We start from the raw sequence: 25,478 nt of genomic DNA, 5'->3' as shown, positions 1-25,478 counted from the left end.
GGGAGGCGATCCGGCGGGCTGTCCCCGGATCGGTGTCGGCGGCCGCGCCGGGCGGTGACGCGGGTCCTACCGTCGGCGGATGCCAGAGACCAGCGGGACGGACGACGAGCAGCTGACGGCGCTGCTGCGGCCCCGCCGCGCCCGCCCGCGCTGGCGCGTGGGAGTGGGAGCGGCGGTCGTGCTCGTCATCGGCGCCGCGGTGGTCGCGGTGCTGCTCGCGGGAGCGCGGTCGAGCGGTCATGAGCGGGTCCTGGAGCCCGCCGTGTCGACGAGCGCGCCCGCTGCTGCGGCGGTCGAGTCGCTGTACGTGCACGTGGCCGGCGAGGTCGCCTCTCCGGGGCTGTACGTCCTGTCGCCGGAGGCGCGGGTGGCGGACGCGGTCGCCGCCGCCGGAGGGTTCCAGGAGTCGGCGGAGCGCGCGGCGGTCAACCTGGCCCGGAGGCTCGTGGACGGCGAGCAGATCGTCGTGCCGGCCGTGGGAGCGGCGCCGGCCGCGGCGGGAGCGGCTCCGGGCGGGGCCGCTCCAGGAGGAGCCTCCGCCGCCGGATCCGTGCTGAGCCTGAGCACGGCGACGGCGGCCCAGCTGGAGGAGCTGCCCGAGATCGGCCCGGCGACCGCGAAGAAGATCGTCGCCCACCGGGAGGCGAACGGCCCGTTCTCCTCCGTCGACCAGCTGCTCGAGGTCCCCGGGATCGGCGAGAAGACGCTCGCCGCGTTCCGCGACCAGGTCGGGCCGTGAGGAGCGTGCGGGCGGCGGACCTGCGGCTCCTGCCGGCAGCGGCGGCCGCGTGGACCACCGCGTGGGCGGCCGGGATGCTGCCGGTCGCGGCAGTGCTCGACGGGGGCCTCTCGTGGTGCGCCGCGGGCTGGGTGCTCCTCGGGGCGGCGTGCGTCCTGCTCCGGCGCGGTCTCGGCGGGCGGCTGGTCGGAGCGGTGCTCGTCGCGGGCGCGGGTGCCGTCCTGGCCCTCACCTCCGTCGTCGCTGCGGCGCCCGGTGGCCACCCGGCGTCGCTGCGGGAGGCCCAGGAGGATCGCGCCCTCACTCCGGTCACCGTGCGCGTCGACACGGGTGCCCGACCGCTCGCGACCGGGGGAGTGTGGTTCGACGCGACGGCGCTGCGGGTAGGAGACGCGTCGACCGCGGCCCCCGTCCGCGTGCTGCTCGCCGATCCCGGCGGTCGTCTGCCCGTGGGCGCCGAGCTCGACCTGGAGGCGCGTGCTGCGGCGCAGGAGGCGTCTGTCGGCGAGGCGACGATGCTGAGGGCGGCGTCCGTTCAGGACCGGCGCGGTCCCGGGGGAGCGGCGGCCGTCGCGGAGGTGCTGCGCTCGCGCTTCCTCGAACGCGCGGCGCTGGTCGGCGGCGACGTGGCGGGGCTGCTGCCGGGCCTCGCGACCGGCGACACGTCCGCGCTCGACGCGGGGCTCGAGGAGGCGATGCGCACCGCGTCGCTCACCCACCTGACCGCCGTCTCGGGCGCCAACTGCGCCGTGGTGGTGGTCGCCGGCTGGACGATCGCGGCGCTCCTCGGCGCCGGGCGCCGCCTCCGGACCGTCGCCGCCCTCGCCCTGCTCGCCGGCTTCGTGGTGCTGGTGACCCCCGAGCCGAGCGTGGTGCGGGCCGCCGTGATGGCGACGGTGGTCCTCCTCGCGCGGCTCGGGCGTCGCTCCGGAGCGGCCGTGCCCGCCCTGCTCGCGACCGTCGTCGTGCTCGTGGCCGCCGACCCCTCGATCGCGGGGAGGCTCGGCTTCGTGCTGTCCGTCCTCGCCACCGCCGGACTCCTGCTGCTCGCCGAGCCGATCGCGGGCGCTCTCGGTCGAGTGCTGCCCCGGCCTCTCGCCCTGCTGCTCGCGGTGCCGACCGCGGCGCAGCTCGCCTGCCAGCCCGTGCTGCTGCTCGTGGACCCGTCGGTGCCGGTGTACGGAGTGCTCGCCAACCTGCTCGCCGAGCCCGCGGCACCCGCCGCGACCGGGCTCGGGCTCATCGGCTGCCTGCTCGCCCCCTGGTGGCCCGGAGCCGCCGACGCTGCGATCCGGCTCGCCGCCGTCCCCGCCTGGTGGATCGCCTCGATCGCCCGCGCCGTCGACTCGTGGCCCGCCCCGAGGATCGCCTGGTGGCCCGGAGTAGGAGGAGCGCTCACGCTCACCGTGCTGACCCTGCTCGCCCTCGTGCTGGTCACGCAGTCGCCGCGGCTCGCGCGGGTGCGCCGGGTCGCCGCCGTCGGGCTGGCGTGCGCGATCGCCGCCGCCGGCGGCACCACCGTCGCCACGCCGCTCCTCCGCGCCGCCTCGGTTCCCGAGGACTGGCGTGTCGCGATGTGCGACGTCGGGCAGGGCGACGCGGTCCTCCTCCGCGGAGACGCGGGCGTGCTGCTCGTCGACACGGGGCCCGAGCCCGCACCGCTCGAGGCCTGCCTCCGCCTGATGGGAGTGGACCGGATCCCGCTGCTGGTGCTCACTCACTACGACCTCGACCACGTCGGCGGGCTCCAGGCCGTCCTCGGACGGACCGACGCCGCGCTCGTCGGGCCCGCCGCGGGCCGCGACGACGAGCGCGACCGGGCGGCGCTCACCGGCGCGGGGGTCGCCGTGCAGGAGGCGGTCCGCGGCGACAGCGGCGCGCTCGGCTCGCTGCGCTGGCGGGTCGAGTGGCCGGAGCGGCGGAGCGCGCTGCGGGGGAACGAGGCGAGCGTGACCCTCCGGGTCGACATCGGCCCGGACGCCCGCGGCGGCCCGCTCTCCGTCGCGCTCCTGGGCGACCTCGGCGAGCAGGAGCAGGGACGCGTCTCCCGGCTGCCGGTCGGCCGGGTCGACGTCGTCAAGGTCGCGCATCACGGCTCCGCCGACCAGTCGCCCGCCCTCTACGACGCGCTCGGCGCGAGCGTCGGGCTGATCTCCGTCGGGGCGGAGAACGACTACGGACATCCGAATCCGTCGCTCCTCGCTCTGCTGGCCGAGCGCGGGGTCGAGGCGCTGAGGTCGGATGTCGAGGGTACGGTCGTGCTCGCGTCCCGCAGCGACGGGATCGCGGTCTGGGTGAGCGGCGCGACGGCTCCCGCGGCGGCCTCGGGGCGCCGTGAGCGGGCCGTAGGGTGGAGGGCGCTCGGACGGGCGCGGCACGGAAGGACACGGCATGGCAGGCAGGGCCCCGGCGCGCGCGAAGGCAGCGCCCTCGAAGGCGGCCATCCCGCAGCTCGCCTGGAACCAGACCCGGCCGGCGCCGATCGTGCTGATCACCGGCCCGGAGCAGTTCCTCGCCGACCGCGCGCTGCGCTTCCTCCGTGAGTTCCTCCGGGCCGAGGATCCGAGCCTCGAGGTCAGCGACATCGACGCCGGCGGCTACGCGCCGGGGGAGCTGCTGACGCTCGCGAGCCCGTCCCTCTTCGACGAGCCCCGCCTCATCCGCGTCTCGAACGTCGAGAAGTGCACGGACGCGTTCCTCCTCGAGACCCTCGACTACCTCTCGGCGCCCGCGGACGGGGCGACCCTGGTGCTCCGCCACGGCGGCGGCAACCGGGGCAAGAAGCTCCTCGACGCCATCCGCTCGGGCACGGGCGGCGGCATCGAGATCGTCTGCGCCGAGCTCAAGCGCGAGAGCGACAAGGTCGACTTCGCGATCGCCGAGTTCCGCACCGCCGGCCGCACGGCGACCACCGGTGCCGTCCGAGCCCTGGTGTCTGCCTTCTCCGACGACCTCGACGAGCTCGCGTCGGCGTGCCAGCAGCTGCTGTCCGACGTCACCGGCGAGATCACCGAGGCGACCGTCGCGAAGTACTACGGCGGCCGCGTCGAGACCACGGCCTTCACCGTCGCCGACTCCGCGATCGCGGGCCGTCACGGCGAGGCGCTGCTCGGGCTCCGCCACGCCCTCGCCTCCGGTGCCGACCCGGTACCGATCGTCGCCGCGTTCGCGAGCAAGCTGCGGACCATGGCGAAGGTCGCCGGCTCGCGCGAGGGCTCGGGCCAGGTCGCCTCGCGTCTGGGCCTCGCTCCGTGGCAGGTGGACCGGGCCCGGCGCGACCTGCAGGGCTGGACCGGCGAGGGGCTCGGCACCGCGATCCTGACGGTCGCCGACGCCGACGCGAACGTGAAGGGCGCCACCCGCGACCCCGTCTACGCCCTCGAGCGCATGGTCTCCGTCGTCTCCGCCCGGGGCCTCTGACCCGCCCGAAAGGCCCTGCTCCCGCGATCAGCACCGACCTCGTCCCCGGCGGGTCTCGACCCGTTGCTCCGCGGCTACTCGACCAGCAGTGAGGGGATCACCTCCCCTCGCAGGGTCGCACCGCGGCCGACGAAGAGTCGGACGACGACCTCGCAGGGTCACCGGCGACCCGCGTGTCAGCGGATCGTCGTACCCGGAACGGAACCCGCTCCTCCCACCGCGACCACCCCTGTGAGCCGACCGCGCGACGGGCGACGAGGAACGAGGAGCCCGTCGAGATCGGTACGGGTCACCGCCGATCCGCGTGTCAGCGGATCGTCGTACCCGGAACGCAGGACGCTCCTCCCACCGCGACCCTCCGCGGTAGCCGACCGGGCCGCAGCCGATCGAGAGCCGGACGATGCCCTCGCAGGGTCACCGGCGATCCGCGTGTCAGCGGATCGACGTACCCGGAACGGAACCCGCTCCTCCCACCGCAACCAAGCGCGGAAGCCGACTGCGCGACGGGCGACGAGGCACGAGGAGCCCGTCGACCGCGAAGCGGAAACGACGAAGGGCCCGGCCAGAGGCCGGACCCTTCGTCGTTGCAGCTTCGCGCAGTATTACAGCGCGGCGACCTGCTTCGCGATGGCCGACTTGCGGTTCGCGGCCTGGTTCTTGTGGATGACGCCCTTGCTGGCGGCCTTGTCGAGCTTCTTGGCGGCGAAGGCGAGGGCGGTGCCGGCCTTCTCGGTGTCGCCGGCGGCGATGGCGGTGTGGACCGAGCGGATGGCGGTCTTCAGCTCGCTCTTGACGGCCTTGTTGCGCTCGTTCGCCTTCTTGTTGGTGAGGTTGCGCTTGATCTGCGACTTGATGTTTGCCACGTGGATTACCTTCTTCTCGGATGTGCGTGTGTGCAGCCGGCTACTCGACGGAGTGCCCCTTCCGCGGGCGTCTGAACGCCCTGCGGTGCGACTGGAGGTCGCCGGCTTCTGATCACTCCACGCCTGCCGGGTGTCCGGAGGGGGAGCGCAAGCCAACAAGGAACTTTAGCGCACCCGTCGTCACCCTTCAACCGCGCCGCGCCCGCGGGTGCGGCGCCGTCCGGGTCGGGGCCGCCGGCGCGACACGCCAGGGGAGGCGGACCGCCGTGGCGTCTCGCGGTCCGGGCCCGCCGGTAACGTGACGCCGGTGCCCCGTCTCGCCGATCACCTCTCCGCGGTGCCGCCCTCGGGCATTCGCCACCTGTTCGAGATCGCGCTGCGGCTCGACGGAGTCACCCTCCTCGCGGTGGGCGAGCCCGACGTGCCGACCGCGCCGCACATCATCGAGGCGGCCCGGGCGGCGTGGGCGGCCGACGACACCCGCTACGGGCCCAACGGCGGAGTCCCCGAGCTCCGGCGCGCCCTCGTGGAGAAGCTGGCGCGAGACAACGGCATCGAGGCGGACGTCGAGCAGGTGTGGGTGACCGTCGGCGCCACGCAGGCGCTGCACCAGGCGATGACGCTCCTGCTCGGGCCCGGCGACGAGGTGCTCATCCCCGACCCGGGCTACACCGTCTTCACGACCAACGCGCGGACCATCGGCGCCGTCCCCGTGCCGTACACGCTGCGCGCCGAGAACGCCTTCCTCCCCGATCCCGAGGAGGTCGAGCGCCTGATCACCGACCGGACCCGCGTCCTGATCGTCAACAGCCCGTCCAACCCGCTCGGCGTGGTGTTCCCGAGGGAGGTCCTCGAGCGCCTGCTCGACATCGCCCGGCGCCACGACCTGTGGGTGCTCAGCGACGAGGTCTACGAGTACTTCACCTACGGGCGCCCGCACGTGAGCCTCGCGGCGATCGCGCAGGAGCGCGGGGACGACGCCGACCGCGTCCTCAGCGTCTTCTCCTTCTCGAAGACCTACGCGATGACCGGCGTCCGCGTCGGCTACCTCGTGGCGCCTCCCGGCTTCACGTCGATCATGGTCACGGTGCAGGAGGCGGCGATCAGCTGCGTCGCCACTCCGGACCAGCGCGCCGCCCTCGCCGCTCTGACCGGGCCGCAGGACGCGGTGGCCGCCGCCTCCGACCACTACCTCGCCAACCTGCGGCTCGCGACGGGCGTGCTCGACGAGCGGGGGATCGCCTACCGCGAGCCCGAGGGCGCGTTCTACCTGTGGATCGACATGGCGCACGCGACCGGCGGGGACGTCGCCTCCTGGGTCGAGTCCTTCCTCCTCGAGACCCTCGTCGCCGTCGCGCCCGGCAGCGCCTTCGGCCGCACCGGCGAGGGCTGGATCCGCGTCTGCCTCGCCGCTGACCCCGCGGCGCTGGAGCACGGGCTGCGCGCTCTCCCGGCCCCGGTGCGCGGATGAGCGCCGCCGAGGTGCTGGTCCGGCGCGTCCGGGCGGAGGAGTACGACGAGGTCTCGCGCCTGCGGCTCGCCGCCTACGCCCACGACTACGAGCTGGGGGAGGAGTACGCCGCCGACGTCGCCGCGGTCGCCCGGCACGACGTCGAGGGCGAGGTCTGGGTCGCCGTCGAGGGCGACGGGCGGATCCTCGCGACGGTCACCACTGCGCGCCCGGGCGCGAACCTGTACGAGCTCGGCCGCCCCGGCGAGCTGGACTGGCGGCTGCTCGCCGTCGCCCCGGAGGCACGCGGGCGGGGTCTCGGGCGGCTGCTCACCGAGTTCGTCGTGATGCTCGCCGCCGAGCGGGGCCTCCAGCGGGTCGTGATGAACAGCGGCACGCTGATGACGACCGCGCACGCCCTCTACGAGAGCATGGGCTTCGTCCGCCTCGGCGAGCGGGAGAACCCGCCCGGCGTCGAGCCCACCCGCACCTACGGACTCGATCTGTAGCCGCCGGTCCCGGCCTCCGCCGCCGGGCATGGGACACTGGTCCCACGATGTCTCCACGTGCACACTCCGGGCTCGAGCCCGCCGCGACCGATCCGGCGTCCATCCGCAACTTCTGCATCATCGCCCACATCGACCACGGCAAGTCCACCCTCGCCGACCGGATGCTCGGCATCACGGGTGTCGTCGAGGACCGGGCGATGCGCGCGCAGTACCTCGACCGCATGGACATCGAGCGCGAGCGCGGCATCACGATCAAGTCGCAGGCCGTGCGGATGCCGTGGGAGCGCGACGGGCGCACGTTCGCCCTGAACATGATCGACACTCCGGGCCACGTCGACTTCTCCTACGAGGTCAGCCGCTCGCTGGCGGCCTGCGAGGGCGCGATCCTCCTGGTCGACGCGGCGCAGGGCATCGAGGCCCAGACGCTCGCGAACCTCTACCTCGCGCTCGAGAACGACCTCACGATCATCCCTGTCCTGAACAAGATCGACCTGCCGGCCGCGGACCCCGAGAAGTACGCGAAGGAGCTCGCGAGCCTCATCGGCGGCGACCCGGACGACGTCCTCCGCGTCTCCGGCAAGACCGGCATGGGCGTCGAGGCGCTGCTCGACCGCGTCACCGAGCTCATCCCGCCGCCCGTCGGCGACCCCTCCGCCCCTGCGCGCGCCATGATCTTCGACTCCGTGTACGACGCCTACCGCGGGGTGGTCACCTACGTTCGGATGATCGACGGCAAGCTCTCGCCGCGCGAGAAGATCCAGATGATGTCGACCCGCGCCACGCACGAGATCCTCGAGATCGGCGTGTCGAGCCCCGAGCCCGTCGCGACGCAGGGTCTTGCGGTCGGCGAGGTGGGCTACCTGATCACCGGTGTGAAGGACGTGCGCCAGTCGAAGGTCGGCGACACCGTCACCACGGCGTCCAAGCCCGCGACGCAGGCGCTGCCCGGCTACACCGAGCCGCTCCCGATGGTCTTCTCGGGCCTGTACCCGATCGACGGCAGCGACTACCCGGACCTGCGCGAGGCCCTCGACAAGCTCAAGCTCTCGGACGCGGCGCTCGTCTACGAGCCCGAGACGTCGGTGGCGCTCGGCTTCGGCTTCCGCTGCGGCTTCCTCGGCCTCCTGCACCTCGAGATCATCACCGAGCGCCTGCAGCGCGAGTTCGGTCTCGACCTCATCACCACGGCGCCCTCGGTCATCTACGAGGTCTCGACGGAGGACAAGAAGACCGTCACCGTCACGAACCCGAGCGAGTTCCCCGTCGGGAAGATCGCCGCTGTCACGGAGCCGATCGTCAAGGCCGCGATCCTCGCGCCGAAGGACTACGTCGGCACGATCATGGAGCTCTGCCAGAGCCGCCGCGGGACCCTGATCGGCATGGAGTACCTGGGCGAGGACCGGGTCGAGATCCGCTACCACATGCCCCTCGGCGAGATCGTCTTCGACTTCTTCGACAACCTCAAGTCCAAGACCGCCGGCTACGCCTCGCTCGACTACGAGCCCGCCGGCTCGCAGGAGGCCGACCTCGTGAAGGTCGACATCCTGCTGCAGGGCGAGCAGGTCGACGCGTTCAGCGCGATCGTGCACCGGGAGAAGGCCTACGCCTACGGCGTGCTGATGACGGGGCGCCTGCGCAAGCTGATCCCGCGTCAGCAGTTCGAGGTGCCGATCCAGGCCGCCATCGGCGCCCGGATCATCGCCCGCGAGTCGATCAGCGCGATGCGCAAGGACGTCCTGGCCAAGTGCTACGGCGGCGACATCACCCGCAAGCGCAAGCTCCTCGAGAAGCAGAAGGAGGGCAAGAAGCGGATGAAGATGGTCGGCCGCGTCGAGGTCCCCCAGGAGGCGTTCATCGCCGCGCTCTCGGGTGACGTCGAGACCAAGGACAAGAAGTAGGACTCCTCCAGCGGAGGCGCACCCCCCGAGAGGGGACCTGCGGTGAGGGGCCATTGCGGCGCCGATCACTTCCCAGGTAGCTTTCGAGCGCTGGACGCGGCTGCGGATCGAGGACGATCCGCTCGGGGGCTGGAGCGTCGACGGTCGGCCCTCTCATCACGATCAAGGGGGAAGCCCGTGGACTCTGCACGCACGAGGAAGCACTGGATCAGATCGGGGGCGGCGCTGCTGGGCGTCGCAGCGGTGACGGCGGGATCGCTCGTCGCCGCCGCACCCGCATCAGCCGCGAGCCGTGAGGTGCAGGCGTCGCCCGCGCCCTTCGTCTGGGAGGACATCGACCAGTTCGGCGTCGCGAAGGGCCTGTCCGTCTCCTCCGACGCGGAGACCATCACCGTCGAGCTCCCGGCCGCGAGCGCGTCCGCCGGGTTCACGGAGTGGTCGCACCCGGGGTACGAGACCGTGGACTGGCGCCTCAGCACCAGCGATGCCGACTTCGTGTCGGGCTCCTCGGCTGTAGACGCCGCCGCCAACACCATCGAGATCCCGCTCGAGCGCACGGTGGGCTCGTTCGAGCAGCCCGCGGTGAGGCTCGACCTCACCGCGGAGGCGCCGCAGGCGGACGACGCCTACGTCCCCCCGGCGCTCGAGTCCACGACGGGATTCGACCTCAGCGTCACCGCCGGCCTGACCGTCGCTCCGGCGAGCGGCGAGGACGCGGCCGTGGTCGACCTGTCCGCGACCACTCCGAGCTCGACCCGCCACGACGGCGTCTTCTGGGCCGGCGGCGGCAGCCTGACCGACGCGGGCGCCGGCGACGTCGTCGTCGTCGAGACGGGCGTGCCCGGCTTCTTCGGCACCTCCGTCCGGGCCACCGTCGGAACGGACGGCACCCCGGCGCTCACCGCCCCCGCTAGGGTCCTCGACGACGGCTCGTCGGTCGCGGTGAAGCCGAACCAGGACTTCTACGACCGGTACCAGAACTTCGGCGACACTTCGCTCACGGGCGCTCCCTCCATCCGCGTCACGGGAGCCGGCCGCGGTGTCGAGCAGCCGGCGGGCTCCGCCTTCGTCGTCCGGGTGCCCCTCAGGGTCGTCGCGTCGACGACTCCGCCGACCACCGGGCCGACCCCTGGCAACGGTCCGACGGTGACCCGCCTCGCGGGCACCGATCGCCAGGGCACCGCCGTCGAGATCTCGAAGGCGACCTTCGCCACCCCCGGCGTGCCCGTCGTCTACATCGCCACCGGCGCGAACTTCCCCGACGCGCTCAGCGCCGGTCCCGCCGCCGCGAAGCAGGGCGGCCCGCTCCTCCTGGTCGACCGCGACTCGGTGAGCCAGGTCGTGCGCGACGAGCTCACCCGTCTCAAGCCCCAGCGGATCGTCGTCGTCGGCTCCGACCTCAGCGTCAGCGACGCCCTCGCGACCGACCTCGGCCAGTACGCGAACGGGAGGGTCTTCCGCCTGGGAGGCACCGACCGCTACGACACGTCGCGGAAGATCATCGAGAGCGCCTTCGAAGGCACCTCGCCGAAGGGGGCCTGGCTCGCGACCGGCGAGAAGTTCCCCGACGCGCTCAGCGCCACCGCCGCCGCGGGCAAGAACTCGGCCCCCGTCGTCCTCGTGAACGGCGGCCTCCCGGCGGCCGACCCGACCACTGTCGGGATCCTGACGCGGCTCCGGCCGCCGGTGCTCACCATCGCGGGATCCGAGCTGTCGGTCAGCGCCGGCATCCAGAACTCCCTCACGGTGCCGGCCGGACCGGTCGTCAACCGCATCGGCGGGGTCGACCGCTACGACACCTCGGAGCAGCTCAACCGGGCGGCCTTCCCCCGCGGGTCGAAGACCGTGTTCCTGGCCACCGGAGAGAACTTCCCCGACGCCCTGGCGGGAGCCGCGGCCGCCGGGCGCACGGGGAGCCCCCTCTTCGCCGTGCCCCCGACCTGCGTGCCGGTCAAGGTGCTGCAGGACATCAAGGCCGGCGGAGCGACGAGCGTCGTCCTCCTCGGCGGCACCGGCACCCTGTCCGACGCCGTCGCGAAGCTGACTCCCTGCAGCTGACCCGACCCGCACCACGACGAGGGCCCTCCTCCCGCTCCGGCGGGGGAGGGCCCTCGGTCGTTCCCGGCTCGGGACGCCGACGGTCGGATACGCTGGGTCGGATGGACAGCACCACCCGGCACGCGGACTCGACGCGCGCCGCGCTCGAGGAGTCCGGGAAGAAGGTCGGGACGTGAGCATCCGCCGCTCCAACTTCGAGGGCCAGCCGCAGGTCACCTACGCGGCCGTCGGCGGCACTCTGGCACCCGACCTGCTCGAGTACCCGCCGGACGGCTTCACGGCCGAGCGCTTCGAGGCCCGTCTCGGCTCGGGCGACGAGCGCTTCGCCATCACCACCGCCTCCCTGATGACCTGGGGCGTGCAGCGCGGCAGCGGCATCGAGGTGACCGACATCACCAGCGGGAGCGGCGTGCAGTACACCGGCGTCAACTTCGACGCGGCGGGCACCCCGATCGACCTCGTCAGCCGGCCGACGGAGGAGCATTTCGCTCCCGACGGCACCCCCTACATCACCGCCGGCGTGACCGCCGTGCTCCGCGTGACCCTGCTCGGCCGCGTCTTCGACGCCCCGGTCCGCGTGGTCTACGTCGTCGACGAGCCCGACCAGGTCGGCTTCGCCTACGGCACCCTCGAGGGCCACCCCGAGAGCGGCGAGGAGTCCTTCGTCGTCGAGAAGCGCGCGGACGACTCGGTCTGGCTCGTCATCCGGGTCTTCTCGCGTCCCTCCACCCGCCTCTACCGCCTGGGCGCGCCGGTGCTGCGCGCCGTGCAGAAGCGCCAGGTCGCCAAGTACCTGCGCGCGCTGCTGCCGGCGCGCGTCACCTGACGTGGGGAGCGCCCTCCCGATCGCCGATCCTGCTCCGCTCGACGGCGGACTGCCCGCGTCCGTCGTCGACGGCGTGGAGCAGCGCGACCTCGGCCTCTACGTGCACGTGCCGTTCTGCCGGGTCCGCTGCGGGTACTGCGACTTCAACACCTACACGGCGACCGAGCTCCGCGGGGCGAAGCAGCAGGACTACGCCGACGAGGCGATCACCGAGATGGCTCTCGGTGCCGAGGTGCTCGAGCGCGCGGGCCTGCCCCGGCGCCCCGCCCGCACGGTCTTCTTCGGCGGCGGGACGCCCACCCTCCTGCCCGCCGGCGACCTGGTGCGGATGCTGGACGGTCTCCGCACCCACTTCGGGGTCGCGCCCGACGCCGAGATCACCACCGAGGCGAACCCGGACTCCGTCGACGCCGCCTACCTCCGCGCGCTGGCCGAGGCGGGCTTCACCCGCGTCAGCTTCGGGATGCAGTCGGCCGTGCCGCACGTCCTCGCCACGCTCGAGCGCACCCACGACCCGGAGCGGGTCCCGCTCGTGGTCGAGTGGGCGCGGGAGGCCGGCCTGCAGGTCAGCCTCGACCTCATCTACGGCACGCCGGGGGAGTCCCTCGCGGACTGGGAGCGGTCGCTCGACTCCGCGCTCGCCAACCGGCCGGACCACCTCTCGGCCTACGCCCTGATCGTGGAGGACGGCACGAAGCTCGCCCGGCAGATCCGCCGCGGCGAGGTCGCGACCCCGGACGACGACCTCACGGCCGACATGTACGAACTCGCCGACGCGCGCCTGGCCGCTGCCGGGTACTCCTGGTACGAGGTCAGCAACTGGGCGCGCGACGACGCCCACCGCTCCCGGCACAACCTCTCGTACTGGCTCGGCCACGACTGGTGGGGCGTCGGTCCCGGCGCCCACAGCCACGTCGGAGGCGTGCGCTGGTGGAACGTGAAGCACCCGGCGGCCTACGCCGACCGGCTGAGCACCGGGGCCTCGCCCGCTGCCGGGCGGGAGACGCTCGACGCGGGGACGCGGCGGGTGGAGGACGTGCTGCTGCGCTCGCGCCTGGCGGACGGGCTGCCCATCGACGCGATCGACGCCGGTCGGCGCAGCGAGGTGGCGGGGCTCATCGCCGACGGCCTCGTCGACGGCCGGGCGGCGCTCGGCGGCCGGATCGTGCTGACCCTGCGCGGCCGTCTGCTGGCCGACGCGGTCGTGCGCCGCCTCACCGACGGCTGAGGCCGGATCCCGGGGCGGCCGACGCACGGCCGCCCCGGTTCCGCGGCTACTTGAAGAACGGGATGCTGAGCGGATAGGTGTAGTACTCGCCCGCGCTGGCGCGCACCGAGGCGATGATCGCGAAGACGATCACCAGGATCGGCACGACCAGGAACACGATGAAGCCGACGAGGACGAAGGACAGGATCGTCCCGGCGACGTAGGCGATCAGCGTCGTCAGGTGGAAGTTGAGGGCCGTCTTGGCGTGCGCCTCGAGGAACGGTCCGCGCCCCTTGAAGACCAGGAAGACGATCAGCGAGGGCAGGAAGCTGAAGAAGATGCCGGTCACGTGCGTGACGATCGCCCAGGTCTTCTCGTCCGCCGGGTTCAGCGGCGGAGCCGGGGTCCCGTAGACGGGGGGCGGGGGAGGGGTGGCCGACATGATGGTCTCCGTTCCGGCGGCGGCGACGGGCGTCCCCCGTGCGCTCGGCGTCCATCGTGGCATGCGGCGACTCTCTCCGCACCGGGCCGCGCGGGACCTCCTCCTCGGGGATGACGGGGCTCCTCCCCGCGGCCCTGCAGGAGTGCACCCCGGCCGATCCCCGCGCAACCCCGCCGGGCGGTCCGCCTCCCGGTTATGATTGGCACTCAGAGTTGCGGAGTGCCAGGCTCCGCGCGGCGTCAGCGCCGCAGACGGTCGTGCCCGCGGGCACTCGGAGTCCGGCGGGAGGTCGGTCGTATGGTCACGGAGCGCGGTCTCCAGGTCCTGCGCGTGATCGTGCAGGACTACGTGGCGAACCGGGAGCCGGTGGGCTCCAAGTCGATCGTCGAGCGCCACGCGTTCGGCGTCTCGGCCGCCACCATCCGCAACGAGATGGCCCAGCTGGAGGAGGAGGAGCTGATCGCGGCTCCGCACACGTCCTCCGGACGCGTGCCGACCGACAAGGGCTACCGCCTCTTCGTCGACCAGCTCGCCGACCTCCGCCCGCTGACCTCCGCGCAGCGCCAGGCGATCGAGACGTTCCTCGGGCAGAGCCCGGACCTCGACGAGGTGCTGGTCAAGACCGTCCGCCTGCTCTCGCAGCTCACCAACAGCGTCGCGCTCGTGCAGTACCCGTCGTTCGGAGCCGCGCGGCTGCGCCACGTGGAGCTCGTCGCCCTCGCTCCCCGCCGCCTCCTGTCGGTGCTGATCACCGACACCGGCAGGGTTGACCAGCGCGTGCTCGAGACCCCGGAGGACGTGGACGACGCGCTCCTCGGCGAGATCCGCGCGAAGCTCAACACGGCCGTGCTGGGCCTCGGGCTCCAGCAGGCGGCCGAGACGCTCGGCTCCGTCGCGGAGCGCTTCAGCCCCGAGCGGCGCCACGTGCTGACGCCGATCGTGCAGACCCTGCTCGAGCAGGTCGGCGCCAACCGGCAGGACCGCCTGGTCATGGCCGGCGCCGCGAACCTCGTCCGCACCGAGGAGGACTTCTCGGGCAGCATCTATCCCGTGCTCGAGGCGATAGAGGAGCAGGTGGAGCTGCTGCGCCTCTTCGCCGAGATGACGCCGGACCCCCGGGGCATCTCGGTGCGCATCGGCCGCGAGAACGCGCCGTTCGGGCTGCAGGAGACCTCGGTGCTCACGAGCGGGTACAACACCGCGGGCGGCCAGGTCTCGCGCCTGGGCGTGCTCGGCCCGATCCGGATGGACTACTCCGGCAACATCACCGCGGTGCGCGCCGTCGCCCGCTACCTCTCCCGCCTCCTCGGCGAGGAGTAGGCCCGACCTCCCGGCCCCCGCCGGATCCCCCCGGTGCGCCGTGCCCGGCCCACCGACCCACGAACGAAGGACGAAGCCACCTGTGGCCGATCACTACGAAGTGCTGGGCGTCGACCGCGACGCCTCCGCCGACGAGATCAAGAAGGCGTACCGCCGACTCGCCCGCGAGCTGCACCCCGACGTCAACCCGAGCGCGGACGCCTCCGAGCGCTTCAAGCTCGTCACGCACGCCTACGACGTCCTGAGCGACGCCCAGCAGCGGGCGCAGTACGACCGCGGGCCCCAGGAGGGCTTCGGCGGCGGCGGCCAGGGCTTCGGCGGGTTCGGCGACATCTTCGAGACCTTCTTCGGGCAGGGCGCGCAGGGCTCGTCCCGCGGGCCGCGCTCCCGCCGCGAGCGCGGCCAGGACGCCCTGCTGCGCGTGGAGGTCTCGCTCGACGAGGTCATCTTCGGCACCCACCGCGACCTCGAGGTCGACACGGCGGTGCTCTGCGAGACGTGCCAGGGCTCGTGCTGCCAGCCCGGCACCTCGCCGGTGACCTGCGACATCTGCCACGGCTCCGGCCAGATCCAGCGCACGGTCCGCTCGCTCCTGGGCAACGTGATGACGGCGAGCCCCTGCGGCACCTGCCGCGGCTACGGCACCGTCATCGCGACCCCCTGCTCCACCTGCCAGGGCCAGGGACGCGTCCGCGCCCGCCGCACCATCCCCGTCGACGTCCCCGCGGGAGTCGACACGGGCCTTCGCCTGCAGATGCCCGGCAGCGGCGAGGTCGGCCCGGCCGGCGGCCCCAACGGCGACCTGTACCTCGAGATCAAGGTCAAGCACCACGACGTCTTCAGCCGCAACGGCGACGACCTGCTCTGCACCCTCGAGGTGCAGATGACGGACGCGATCCTCGGCTCCACGGCGTCGCTCAAGGCGCTCGACGGAGACATCGAGATCGAGATCAAGCCGGGCACGCAGAGCACCGAGATCGTCACGATCAAGGGCCGCGGAGTCACGCGCCTGCGCGGCAGCGGACGCGGCGACCTCCGCATCGGCATCCAGGTCGTCACCCCGACGAAGCTGGGCCACCGCGAGCGGGAGCTGGTCCAGGAGCTCGCGAAGCACTACAAGCCGCAGAAGCCCGCGCTGACCCACTTCCAGCAGGGCCTGTTCTCCAAGCTCCGCGACCGCTTCCTGGGCTGAGCCCGTGGCGCACCACTACATCGACGAGTCGCTGGACTCCGGCGGCTTCGTCGTCGGGGGCCGGCTCGCGCTCACCGGCGCGGAGGCGCGGCACGCCGCGACCGTCAGCCGGATCCGCGCGGGCGAGAGCGTTCGGGTCGGTGACGGGCGCGGACTCGTCGCGACCGCGGTCGTCGAGAGCGCGGAGCCGGCGCGAGTGGTGCTCGTCGTGGAGTCGGTGCAGGAGTCCCCGGTTCCGTCCCCGCGTCTTGTCCTCGTGCAGGCCCTCGCGAAGGGCGACCGCGACGAGCTCGCCGTGCAGGCGGCGACCGAGCTCGGGGTGGACGAGGTCGTCCCGTGGCAGGCCGCGCGGTCGATCTCGCGGTGGTCCGGCCCGAAGGAGGAGAAGGGGCGCGAGCGCTGGCGCGCCATCGTGCGCGAGGCGAGCAAGCAGTCGCTGCGCCCCCGGGTGCCCGAGGTCGCGCCGCTCGAGCAGGTGCGCGGTCTCGTCGCGCGCGCTGCGACGTCCCGCGTGCTGGTCCTCGAGCCCTCGGCGCAGGCGCGGCTCTCCCAGGTGGTCCCGGACGGACGCGACCTGGTGCTCGTCGTCGGGCCCGAGGGCGGCATCGCTCCGGAGGAGCTGCGGCTGCTCGCGGAGGCGGGCGCCGAGGCCGTCGCGCTCGGCGACTCCGTCCTGCGCACCTCGACCGCAGGTCCCGCTGCCATCGCCGTCCTCTCGGCCCGCCTGGGCCGCTGGTGACGCTCCTCCACAGCCGCCTCGGGGCGCCGGAGCAGGGTGCCGTGGGCGAACGCGGCGCCCGTCGCGCACGGGCCCCGTTTAAGATGAGTGCATGAGCGAACCCACCGTCTTCACGCGCATCGTCCAGGGCGAGATCCCGGCCGATGTGGTGTTCGAGAACGAGCGCATCCTCGCGATCACCGACATCGAGCCGAAGGCGCCCGTCCACCTCCTCGTCTTCCCGAAGACCCAGGAGCACGCCACGGTCGCCGCCCTCGCCGCCGCCGATCCCGCCCTGCTCGCCGAGATGGTGCAGGTCGCCCAGTCGCTCGCCGACGCCCACAGCAACGGTCAGTTCCGCCTCGTCTTCAACTCCGGCGAAGAGGCGGGCCAGACCGTGTTCCACGTGCACGCCCACGTCCTGGGCGGCCACCAGACGGAAGGCTCCCTTGCCACCGGTTGAGAACACGGGCGCGAGCCCCGACGAGCGTCCCGCCCCCGGCGCGGACGCGTCCGAGACGACGCGGCGCGTCGTCGCCGTCGACGGAGTCGCGATGGTGCGCCTCCTCGGACCCCAGGACCGCCTCATCCGAGCGGTCGAAGGACGATTCCCCGATGTCCGGGTGCACGTGCGCGGCAACGAGGTGACGCTCGACGGCGAGCGCGAGCCCGTCGCCGCTGCGACGCGCCTGGTGGAAGAACTGGTGCGCATGACCGCGAGCGGGCACGATCTCGATCCGGAGGGCGTGCGCGAGTCCGCCCGCATCCTGCAGAACGGCGGGCCGGTGAGCCCGGCCGAGGCGTTCGGCCAGGCCATCCTCACGGCGCGCGGACGGAGCGTGAGGCCCAAGACGCTCGGGCAGCGCGAGTACGTCGACGCGGTCGATCAGAACACCATCGTCTTCGGCATCGGCCCGGCCGGAACCGGCAAGACCTACCTGGCGATGGCGAAGGCCGTGCAGTCGCTGCAGCGCAAGGAGGTCGAGCGGATCATCCTGACCCGCCCGGCGGTCGAGGCGGGGGAGCGGCTGGGCTACCTGCCCGGCTCGCTCACCGACAAGATCGACCCGTACCTGCGCCCGCTCTACGACGCGCTGAACGAGATGATGGACCCCGAGATCGTCCCGAAGCTGCTCGCGGCCGGCACGATCGAGGTCGCTCCGCTCGCCTACATGCGCGGGCGCACGCTCAACAACTCGTTCGTCGTGCTCGACGAGGCGCAGAACACGACGCCCGAGCAGATGAAGATGTTCCTCACCCGCCTCGGCTTCGGCTCCAAGATGGTCGTCACCGGCGACATCACCCAGGTCGACCTGCCGACCGGCGCGAGCGGACTCCGCCTCGTGACGCGCGTGCTCGACGGCATCGACGACATCCACTTCTCGCGCCTGACCAGCGAGGACGTGGTGCGCCACAGCCTGGTCGGCCGCATCGTGGACGCGTACACCGAGTACGACCAGCAGAAGCAGGCGCAGCACTTCGAGCGCGAGCAGGCCCGGGAGTTCGCGAACCGCGCCGAGCGCCGCGGCCAGGCCGCCCTGCTGCGCCTCGCCGGCTACGCGCTCGACTCGCTCCACGTGCACCCCGACGCCGAGCTCGCGATCGTGCTGGTCGACGAGGGCGCGATGGAGCAGCTGCACGTGCAGTGGATGGACGAGCCGGGACCGACCGACGTGCTCAGCTTCCCGATGGACGAGCTGCGTCCCGGGACCGAGGACGAGCAGACCCCCGCGGGGCTCCTCGGTGACATCGTGCTCTGCCCGCAGGTCGCGCAGTCCCAGGCCGAGTCGGCCGGCCACTCCGTGCTCGACGAGCTGCAGCTGCTGACCGCCCACGGGCTCCTTCACCTGCTCGGCTTCGATCACGCCGAGCCGGAGGAGGAGCGCGAGATGTTCGGCATCCAGCGCGACATCCTGGTCGGCTTCCACATCAGCGAGCGACGCCGCTAGAGCGCGCCGTGCCCACTCTCCAGCTCCTCATCGCCGCCCTCGCGCTCGTCGCCGTCGGCGGCTGGTTCGCCGCGACCGACGCCGCACTCGGCGTCGTCTCGCGCAGCGACCTGCTCGACATGGCCCAGCACTCCCGCAGCGCCCGCGCTCTCCGCGCGATCGCGGGCGACATGAGCGCCCACGTCAACGTCGTCAACTTCTCGCGGATCGCGGCCGAGACGACGGCCGCGGTGTTCGTCACCACGGTGCTGGTCGTCGAGGTCCCGCAGCTCTGGCTCGCGCTCCTGCTGGCGGTCCTGATCATGGCGGCGGTCTCGTTCGTCCTGGTCGGCTCCAGCCCCCGCAGCGTCGGGCGCGCGAACGCCCGCGCGGTCCTGTCCACCAGCGCCTCGCTCGTGCACGTGCTCCGGCTCGCGCTGGGCCCGGTCGCGCACGGGCTCGTGGCCCTCGGCAACCGGGTGACGCCGGGGACCGGGCGCTCGGCGGGGTTCTCCTCCGAGGAGCAGCTGCTCAGCATGGTCGACGAGGCGACCGAGCAGGACGTGCTCGAGCAGGACGACCGCGAGCTGATCCACTCGATCTTCGAATTCAACGACACCTTCGTCCGCGAGGTGATGGTGCCCCGCACCGACATGGTGACGATCGAGGCGACCTCCTCCGTCGGCGCCGGCATGGGGCTCCTGCTGAGCCGCGGCATCTCCCGGCTCCCCGTCATCGGCGACGGCGTCGACGACGTCCTCGGCGTGCTCTACCTGCGCGACGTGGCCCGGCACACCTACGAGCGGCCGGACGACGACGACACGGTCGCCGATCTCGCGCGCCCCGCGCTGTTCGTGCCCGAGTCGAAGAAGGCCGACGAGCTGCTCCGCCAGATGCAGCTCGAGTCCAACCACCTCGCGATGGTGGTCGACGAGTACGGCGGCATCGCGGGCCTGGTGACGCTCGAGGACCTGATCGAGGAGCTCGTCGGCGACATCTCCGACGAGTACGACCGCGAGGTCGACCTCTTCGAGGAGACGGCGCCAGGGGTCTACCGCGTCTCGGCGCGCCTGCCGGTGGACGAGCTCGGCGAGCTGTTCGAGCTCGACCTCGAGGACGACGACGTCGACTCGGTCGGCGGACTGCTGACCAAGGCCTACGGGCGCCTCCCCGAGCGCGGCGCGACGGCGCGGATCGGCGGAGTGCTGCTCGAGGCCGAGCAGGCGGACCCGCGCCGTGGGACCATCTCCACGGTGATCGTCCGCCGCGATCCCGATCTGGACACCGCCGGCGAGCCCGGCACCGGCCCCGTCGCGATCATCGCGGACGGCGGCACCACCACCCCCAGCCCGAGCACGGCTCCCACCCGCGGAGCCACGGGCGATCAGCACGAGGACGCACGATGACCGACACCACTCCCGCCGCCGCTCCCTACCGGGCGGGCTTCGTGTCCTTCGTCGGCCGCCCGAACGTGGGCAAGTCGACGCTCACGAACGCCCTCGTCGGCGAGAAGATCGCCATCACGAGCTCGAAGCCCCAGACCACGCGGCGCGCTATCCGCGGAGTGGTGCACCGCACCGACGGCCAGCTGATCGTCGTCGACACCCCCGGCATCCACCGGCCGCGCACGCTCCTCGGCGAGCGGCTGAACTCGCTCGTCACCTCGACCCTCGGCGACGTCGACGTCATCGGGATGCTGTTCCCGGCGGACGAGCCGATCGGCCCCGGAGACCGCTTCATCAACGAGCAGCTCGACTCCTTCCCGCGCGCCCGAAAGGTCGCGATCGTCTCGAAGGTGGACCTCTCCTCGAAGAAGTCCGTGGCGAAGCAGCTGCTCGCCGTCTCGGAGCTGCGCGAGTGGGACACGATCGTGCCGATCTCGGCCGTGACCGAGGAGCAGCTGGACGTCCTGGCCGTCGAGCTCCTGCGCCTGATGCCCGTCTCGCCCGCCCTCTACCCGGAGGAAGCGGTGACCGACGAGGACCTGTCCTCGCGGATCGCCGAGTTCATCCGCGAGGCCGCCCTCGAGGGCGTCTCGGACGAGCTGCCGCACTCCCTCGCCGTGACGCTCGACGACATGGTCGAGCGCGAGGACGGCTCGCTGATCGACATCTACGCCAACGTCTTCGTGGAGCGCGACAGCCAGAAGGGCATCATCATCGGCAAGGGCGGCCAGCGCCTGCGCGAGGTGGGAGCCGTCTCCCGCGAGCAGATCGAGCGCCTGCTGGGCCGTCGCGTGTTCCTCTCCATCCGGGTGAAGGTCGCCAAGGAGTGGCAGCGCGACCCGAAGCTGCTCGGGCGCCTGGGCTTCTGACGCCGGAGGGACGACGGCGGTCACCCTCGCGGACGACGCCCCCGGGCGCGCGGACCCGTAGCGTGGTCCTCATGCGCGCCCTCCTCGACCGACCGGCGGCCCTGCCGATCGCCGGGGCGCTGCTCGCCGCCCTCCACCTGCTGCTCGGGCTCACCGGGGTCACTCCGACCGAGCGGATCGCCGGCGGCCTCGTGCTCGCGCTGGCCCTCGCGGTCGCGGGATTCCTGCCCGCGCTCGCCCCCTCGCTCGTCGCGGTCGGCGCGCTCGCCGACGGAGGCGTCCTGCTCGGCGGCGTCCCCGTCGACGGGGTGCTCGTCGGCCTGGTCGTCCTCTGGCAGACGACCCGCCGGGTGGGCCCCTGGACCCGTGCCCTGGCGCTCGCGGGCGGCCTGATCCTCGCCGGGATCGGCGGCGTCACCGTCGCGCTCGGCCTCTCCGGCCCGCTCGATCCGGCCGGGCTCCCGGCGCGCGTGGAGTTCGTGGTCCTCGCCCTGGTCGCCCTCGCGGTCGCCTCCGTGCTCGGTGCGGCGAAGGTCCTCGTGTACCTCAACGCGCTGCGGGCGCCGGTCCTCGCGGGCGATTGGATCGACGCGCTGCTGACCAGGGTCGCCGGTCCGCAGGACCCCTTCGCGGTGGGGGTCGCCGGTGGTCAGGCGCTGGTGCTCCTCCTCGTCGCCGGCCTCCCGTTCGCCGGGGTGGAGGGCGCGATGCAGCTGCTGGTCGCGGGCGTGCTCGCGGTCGCGCTGGTGCTGCACCGGCGGTCCCCGGTCCTCGCCCTCTCGATCGCCTGGGCCGGTGCCGCCCTGCAGATGAGCGCGAGCCTCGCTCCCGGACCCGCGGATCTGGCCATCCTGGCCGTCCTCTTCGGCGCCGGCGCGTCGGAGTCGCGGCGGATGCGGATCGCGGGAGCGGTGTCGGCCGTCCTCGGCGCCGTGGTCGCCGTCGTCTACCTCGTCCTCGTCTTCGACCTCGTCGCTAGCGCCTACGACGGCCTCCTGTCGGCCGGAGCCACCTTCGGCGGGATCCTCGCGACGCTCGGCCTCTCCTGGACCATCGGACTGCTCTCCCGCTCGGTCCGCCGGGCGCGTGAGGGCCAGACCCTGCGCGCGCAGGCCGAGCAGGAGCGCGCCCGGGCGCAGCGCGAGCTCGACACCGTGGAGGAGCGCAACCGGATCGCCCGCGACATGCACGACGTCGTCGCCCACTCCCTCGCCGTCGTGATCGCGCAGGCGGACGGCGCGCGCTACCTCGGCGCCACCAGCCCCGAGCAGACCGACGCCGCGCTGCTGACCATCTCCTCCGTCGCCCGGGACGCCCTCGGCGACGTGCGCGTGCTCCTCGCCCAGCTGCGGCACTCGCAGAGCGACGGCCCGCAGCCCGGCGCCCGCGACCTGCCGGCCCTCCTCGACAGCGTGGGCGGAGCCGGAGCCCCCGTCCGCGCCGAGCTCGCCGTCGACCTGGAGGCGGTGCCGCGCGCCGTCGGTCTGGCCCTGTACCGGATCGCCCAGGAGGCGACCACGAACGCTCTCCGCCACGGCCGCCCGGGCTCGCCGCTCGACATCGCCCTGCGCCAGGACGGCGGCGAGCTCGCCCTGACCGTGCGCAACGCCCGGTGCGCCGACGTCGAGCGCGACTCCCTGCCGGGCGAGGGCCACGGATTGGTCGGCATGCGCGAGCGCGCCGCGCTCGTCGGGGGAGTGCTCGCCGCCGGCCCGGTCGGGGACGACTTCGTCGTCGACGCGCGCCTGCCCTCCTCCCCGTCCCTCGCCCGCACCGCCCCACCCCTCGCCTCCGGAGGCAGCCCCGCATGACCGACACCATCCGCCTCGTCCTCGTCGACGACCAGGCCCTCTTCCGCGCCGGCATCCGCATGCTGCTCGGCTCGCAGCCCGACCTCGAGGTGGTCGGCGAGGCCTCGGACGGGGCGGAGGGCGCGGAGCTGGTCGCGCGGCTGGCCCCCGACGTCGTGCTGATGGACATCCGGATGCCCGGCGTCGATGGGATCGAGTCGACCCGGCGGATCCTCGCGGACGCGCAGGAGCGGCGGGTCGAGCCTCCGCGCATCCTCGTGCTGACCACCTTCGACCTCGACGAGGCGGCCGCGCGCGCCATCCGGGCGGGCGCGAGCGGCTTCCTCCTGAAGGACACGGAGCCCGGCTTCCTCCTCGCCTCCGTCCGCACCGTGCACGCGGGGACCGCCGTGGTCGCCGCCTCCGCGACCCGCGAGCTCTTCGAGCACTTCGGAGCGGCGGGCAGCGGACGCGAGACCCCGCCCGCCTTCGCGACCCTCACCGACCGCGAGCGCGAGATCTTCCACCTGGCCGCGCGGGGGATGAGCAACACCGAGATCGCCCGCGCCGAGTTCCTGAGCGAGGCGACGGTGAAGACGCACATCAGCCGCACCCTCGGCAAGCTCGGCCTGCGCGACCGCGTGCAGCTGGTGGTCTACGCCTACGAGAACGGCCTGGTCTCCTAGAGCGGGACGCCGGGGTGACGCGCCGCGGGGGCGGTGCTACCCTGACCGGGTGCGCTTCGGACAGCTCCTCCTTCTCCGCCGCGACGAGATCTGATCCTCAGGCCATCCTCGTCGCGGAGTCCGTCGTCGGCTGAACCATCCCTCGCCCGCGAGGTCGATCCGCATCCGGATCCCCGCGAGACCGCCCGACCGGCACCGCCCACCAGCGGAGCCGCATGCGAGCGGGATCGGTCACGAGCGAGAACAGACACGTGCGCACCACTGCGCCGGGAGAGCACCTCATGCTGAACAACCAGAAGCCGTCGCCCATGCCGATCGGCAAGTACCGTCCCTTCCACGAGCTGATCGCCGTGGACCTGCCCGACCGCACCTGGCCGTCGAAGCGCATCACGACCGCGCCCCGCTGGTGCGCCGTGGACCTCCGCGACGGCAACCAGGCGCTCATCGACCCGATGAGCCCCGAGCGCAAGCGCATCATGTTCGATCTGCTGGTCCGGATGGGTTACAAGGAGATCGAGGTCGGGTTCCCGAGCGCGAGCCAGACCGACTTCGACTTCGTGCGCAGCCTCATCGAGGAGGGCGCGATCCCCGAGGACGTCACCATCCAGGTGCTGACCCAGGCCCGCGACCACCTGATCGAGCGCACGTACGAGTCGATCCGCGGCGCGCGCCAGGCGATCGTGCACCTCTACAACTCCACGAGCGTGCTGCAGCGCGAGGTCGTGTTCCGCAAGGACCGTCAGGGCATCATCGACATCGCGCTGGCCGGCGCCCGCAAGTGCCGCGAGATGGAGTCGACCGTCCCCGGCACGGCCGTCTACTACGAGTACTCGCCCGAGAGCTACACCGGCACCGAGCTCGACTTCGCCCGCGAGATCTGCGACCGGGTCGTCGAGGTCTTCGAGCCGACTCCCGAGCGCAAGGTCATCCTGAACCTGCCCGCCACCGTCGAGATGGCCACCCCGAACGTTTACGCAGACTCGATCGAGTGGATGAGCCGCAACCTCGCGCAGCGCGAGAACATCGTGCTGTCGCTGCACCCCCACAACGACCGCGGCACGGCCGTGGCGGCGGCCGAGCTGGGCTACCTGGCCGGTGCCGACCGGATCGAGGGCTGCCTCTTCGGCAACGGCGAGCGCACCGGCAACGTCGATCTGGTCGCGCTGGGCGTGAACCTGTTCACCCAGGGGATCGACCCGCAGATCGACTTCAGCGACATGGACGGCATCAAGCGCACCGCGGAGTACTGCAACCAGCTGCCCGTGCCCGAGCGCAGCCCCTGGGCGGGCGACCTGGTCTTCACCGCCTTCAGCGGCTCGCACCAGGACGCCATCAAGAAGGGCTTCGAGGCGATGCAGGCCGAGGCCGAGCGGACCGGCCGCAGCGTCGACGAGCTCACCTGGGCCGTGCCCTACCTGCCGGTGGACCCGAAGGACCTGGGCCGCTCCTACGAGGCGGTCATCCGCGTCAACTCGCAGTCCGGCAAGGGCGGAGTAGCGTACCTGCTGAAGACGGACCACGCGCTCGACCTGCCGCGCCGGCTGCAGATCGAGTTCTCGGGCGTCGTGCAGGCCAAGACCGACGCCGAGGGCGGCGAGGTCACGAGCGAGCAGATCTGGACGGTGTTCCAGGACGAGTACCTGCCGGCGCCCGCCGAGCGCGCCGACGAGAAGTGGGGCCGCTTCGAGCTGCTGCGCACGAACACGTCGAGCGATCTGGGCGGCAGCATCGCGCTGGACGCGGTCCTCCGGGTGGGCGACGAGCGCGTGTCGGCCAGCTCGCGGGGCAACGGCCCGATCAACGCCTTCGAGGCCGTGCTGGAGCAGCAGGGCGTCGAGGTCCGGGTCCTCGACTACGTCGAGCACGCGCTCAGCGCCGGCGGCGACGCGCTGGCCGCCTCGTACGTCGAGTGCACGGTGAACGGTCGGACGCTGTGGGGCGTGGGCGTGGACGCCGACATCTCGACGGCCTCGCTCAAGGCCATCGTCTCGGCCGTCAACCGCGCCCTGCGCGAGGAGGTCCCGGTCCGCGAGCTGGCCGGCGCCTCCGCCTGATCGGGCCCGATCCCCGCCGGGGGAGCCGTGACGGGTCGCGGCTCCCTCGGCGTTCTGGTGCGCG

Annotated in this window: 21 protein-coding genes and 1 pseudogene; 20 read left to right on the top strand and 2 right to left on the bottom strand. The window is 72.9% G+C overall.

Features of this window, described 5'->3' with window-relative positions:
• Nucleotides 1–79: 79 nt before the first annotated feature.
• Genes C5C44_RS00540 through holA form a run of 3 tightly spaced genes read left to right on the top strand, consistent with a single transcriptional unit; the run spans nt 80 to nt 4,159 of the window.
• Nucleotides 80–739, top strand: coding sequence for a ComEA family DNA-binding protein (locus tag C5C44_RS00540; protein ID WP_104335075.1), 660 nt, complete (start codon nt 80–82; stop codon nt 737–739).
• Nucleotides 736–3,282: a ComEC/Rec2 family competence protein gene (locus C5C44_RS00535; RefSeq protein ID WP_146084279.1), complete on the top strand. Its 2,547-nt coding sequence runs from the start codon at nt 736–738 to the stop codon at nt 3,280–3,282. Before C5C44_RS00540 ends, C5C44_RS00535 begins: the two co-directional genes overlap by 4 nt.
• Nucleotides 3,182–4,159: a DNA polymerase III subunit delta gene (gene holA / locus C5C44_RS17270; RefSeq protein WP_258059737.1), complete on the top strand. Its 978-nt coding sequence runs from the start codon at nt 3,182–3,184 to the stop codon at nt 4,157–4,159. Before C5C44_RS00535 ends, holA begins: the two co-directional genes overlap by 101 nt.
• A gap of 602 nt (nt 4,160–4,761) precedes the next feature.
• On the opposite strand, the gene rpsT is transcribed toward holA, so the two are convergent.
• Nucleotides 4,762–5,022, bottom strand: a complete 261-nt coding sequence (gene rpsT, locus C5C44_RS00525) for a 30S ribosomal protein S20 (RefSeq protein ID WP_097165711.1) — start codon at nt 5,020–5,022, stop codon at nt 4,762–4,764.
• 307 nt (nt 5,023–5,329) lie between these two features.
• Here rpsT and C5C44_RS00520 point away from each other — a divergent pair, with 307 nt between their 5' ends.
• The 6 genes from C5C44_RS00520 to hemW all read left to right on the top strand — a co-directional run bounded on the left by C5C44_RS00520 (nt 5,330) and on the right by hemW (nt 12,991).
• Nucleotides 5,330–6,493 carry a pyridoxal phosphate-dependent aminotransferase gene (locus tag C5C44_RS00520; protein WP_104335073.1) on the top strand — a complete coding sequence of 388 codons (1,164 nt, stop codon included), beginning with the start codon at nt 5,330–5,332 and terminating at the stop codon, nt 6,491–6,493.
• Nucleotides 6,490–6,981, top strand: a complete 492-nt coding sequence (locus C5C44_RS00515; RefSeq protein ID WP_104248214.1) for a GNAT family N-acetyltransferase — start codon at nt 6,490–6,492, stop codon at nt 6,979–6,981. Before C5C44_RS00520 ends, C5C44_RS00515 begins: the two co-directional genes overlap by 4 nt.
• Before the next feature lie 47 nt (nt 6,982–7,028).
• A complete protein-coding gene (gene lepA, locus C5C44_RS00510) occupies nt 7,029–8,879 on the top strand; it encodes a translation elongation factor 4 (protein WP_104223127.1) in 1,851 nt (616 codons plus the stop codon).
• Nucleotides 8,880–9,056: 177 nt separating this feature from the next.
• A complete protein-coding gene (locus C5C44_RS00505; protein ID WP_146084278.1) occupies nt 9,057–10,937 on the top strand; it encodes a cell wall-binding repeat-containing protein in 1,881 nt (626 codons plus the stop codon).
• A gap of 172 nt (nt 10,938–11,109) precedes the next feature.
• Nucleotides 11,110–11,763, top strand: coding sequence for a DUF1990 family protein (locus C5C44_RS00500; protein ID WP_258062229.1), 654 nt, complete (start codon nt 11,110–11,112; stop codon nt 11,761–11,763).
• 1 nt (nt 11,764) lies between these two features.
• Nucleotides 11,765–12,991, top strand: a complete 1,227-nt coding sequence (gene hemW / locus C5C44_RS00495; protein WP_104223129.1) for a radical SAM family heme chaperone HemW — start codon at nt 11,765–11,767, stop codon at nt 12,989–12,991.
• A 46-nt stretch (nt 12,992–13,037) separates the two neighbouring features.
• On the opposite strand, the gene C5C44_RS00490 is transcribed toward hemW, so the two are convergent.
• Nucleotides 13,038–13,475 (bottom strand): DUF4870 domain-containing protein, encoded by a 438-nt coding sequence (locus tag C5C44_RS00490; protein ID WP_244229439.1) that lies wholly within the window; start codon nt 13,473–13,475, stop codon nt 13,038–13,040.
• Between the two features lie 234 nt (nt 13,476–13,709).
• Here C5C44_RS00490 and hrcA point away from each other — a divergent pair, with 234 nt between their 5' ends.
• From hrcA to leuA, 11 genes and pseudogenes are all read left to right on the top strand, one after another.
• Nucleotides 13,710–14,732: a heat-inducible transcriptional repressor HrcA gene (gene hrcA, locus C5C44_RS00485; RefSeq protein WP_104223131.1), complete on the top strand. Its 1,023-nt coding sequence runs from the start codon at nt 13,710–13,712 to the stop codon at nt 14,730–14,732.
• An 82-nt stretch (nt 14,733–14,814) separates the two neighbouring features.
• On the top strand, nt 14,815–15,924 hold the full coding sequence (gene dnaJ, locus C5C44_RS00480) for a molecular chaperone DnaJ (RefSeq protein ID WP_104225203.1): 1,110 nt from the start codon (nt 14,815–14,817) through the stop codon (nt 15,922–15,924).
• Nucleotides 15,925–15,928: 4 nt separating this feature from the next.
• Complete coding sequence (locus C5C44_RS00475; protein ID WP_104225202.1) at nt 15,929–16,663, top strand: 16S rRNA (uracil(1498)-N(3))-methyltransferase; 735 nt, start codon at nt 15,929–15,931, stop codon at nt 16,661–16,663.
• A 91-nt stretch (nt 16,664–16,754) separates the two neighbouring features.
• A complete protein-coding gene (locus C5C44_RS00470) occupies nt 16,755–17,105 on the top strand; it encodes an HIT domain-containing protein (protein WP_104225201.1) in 351 nt (116 codons plus the stop codon).
• Nucleotides 17,106–17,196: 91 nt separating this feature from the next.
• Nucleotides 17,197–18,141, top strand: a pseudogene (locus C5C44_RS00465) (PhoH family protein); the annotation flags it as partial.
• A gap of 78 nt (nt 18,142–18,219) precedes the next feature.
• Nucleotides 18,220–18,591, top strand: coding sequence for an rRNA maturation RNase YbeY (gene ybeY, locus C5C44_RS17265; protein ID WP_258059738.1), 372 nt, complete (start codon nt 18,220–18,222; stop codon nt 18,589–18,591).
• A gap of 8 nt (nt 18,592–18,599) precedes the next feature.
• Nucleotides 18,600–19,976, top strand: coding sequence for a hemolysin family protein (locus tag C5C44_RS00460; protein WP_104335071.1), 1,377 nt, complete (start codon nt 18,600–18,602; stop codon nt 19,974–19,976).
• Nucleotides 19,973–20,884: a GTPase Era gene (gene era, locus C5C44_RS00455; RefSeq protein ID WP_104223426.1), complete on the top strand. Its 912-nt coding sequence runs from the start codon at nt 19,973–19,975 to the stop codon at nt 20,882–20,884. The genes C5C44_RS00460 and era overlap by 4 nt, the downstream gene beginning before the upstream one ends.
• 71 nt (nt 20,885–20,955) lie before the next feature.
• The gene (locus C5C44_RS00450) at nt 20,956–22,695 is read left to right on the top strand and encodes a sensor histidine kinase (RefSeq protein WP_146084277.1); all 1,740 of its coding nucleotides are present in this window, start codon (nt 20,956–20,958) and stop codon (nt 22,693–22,695) included.
• Entirely contained in the window at nt 22,692–23,360 is a 669-nt protein-coding gene (locus C5C44_RS00445) for a response regulator transcription factor (RefSeq protein ID WP_104234459.1), read from the top strand. Before C5C44_RS00450 ends, C5C44_RS00445 begins: the two co-directional genes overlap by 4 nt.
• A gap of 281 nt (nt 23,361–23,641) precedes the next feature.
• Nucleotides 23,642–25,414 carry a 2-isopropylmalate synthase gene (gene leuA, locus C5C44_RS00440; protein WP_104238221.1) on the top strand — a complete coding sequence of 591 codons (1,773 nt, stop codon included), beginning with the start codon at nt 23,642–23,644 and terminating at the stop codon, nt 25,412–25,414.
• Nucleotides 25,415–25,478: the final 64 nt, after the last annotated feature.

The organism is Rathayibacter sp. AY1F6, assembly GCF_002932035.1.
Taxonomy (GTDB): domain Bacteria; phylum Actinomycetota; class Actinomycetes; order Actinomycetales; family Microbacteriaceae; genus Rathayibacter.
The sequence above is the reverse complement of the archived record's forward strand: the minus strand, read 5'-3'. Positions and strand labels throughout refer to the sequence as shown.

Bases quoted from the DNA above. Each gene is read 5' to 3' on its own strand.
- C5C44_RS00540 (WP_104335075.1), top strand. From the start codon at position 80: ATGCCAGAGACCAGCGGGACGGACGACGAGCAGCTGACGGCGCTGCTG.
- C5C44_RS00515 (WP_104248214.1), top strand. From the start codon at position 6,490: ATGAGCGCCGCCGAGGTGCTGGTCCGGCGCGTCCGGGCGGAGGAGTAC.
- lepA (WP_104223127.1), top strand. From the start codon at position 7,029: ATGTCTCCACGTGCACACTCCGGGCTCGAGCCCGCCGCGACCGATCCG.
- C5C44_RS00490 (WP_244229439.1), bottom strand. From the start codon at position 13,475: ATGCCACGATGGACGCCGAGCGCACGGGGGACGCCCGTCGCCGCCGCC.
- hrcA (WP_104223131.1), top strand. From the start codon at position 13,710: ATGGTCACGGAGCGCGGTCTCCAGGTCCTGCGCGTGATCGTGCAGGAC.
- C5C44_RS00470 (WP_104225201.1), top strand. From the start codon at position 16,755: ATGAGCGAACCCACCGTCTTCACGCGCATCGTCCAGGGCGAGATCCCG.
- era (WP_104223426.1), top strand. From the start codon at position 19,973: ATGACCGACACCACTCCCGCCGCCGCTCCCTACCGGGCGGGCTTCGTG.
- C5C44_RS00450 (WP_146084277.1), top strand. From the start codon at position 20,956: ATGCGCGCCCTCCTCGACCGACCGGCGGCCCTGCCGATCGCCGGGGCG.
- C5C44_RS00445 (WP_104234459.1), top strand. From the start codon at position 22,692: ATGACCGACACCATCCGCCTCGTCCTCGTCGACGACCAGGCCCTCTTC.
- leuA (WP_104238221.1), top strand. From the start codon at position 23,642: ATGCTGAACAACCAGAAGCCGTCGCCCATGCCGATCGGCAAGTACCGT.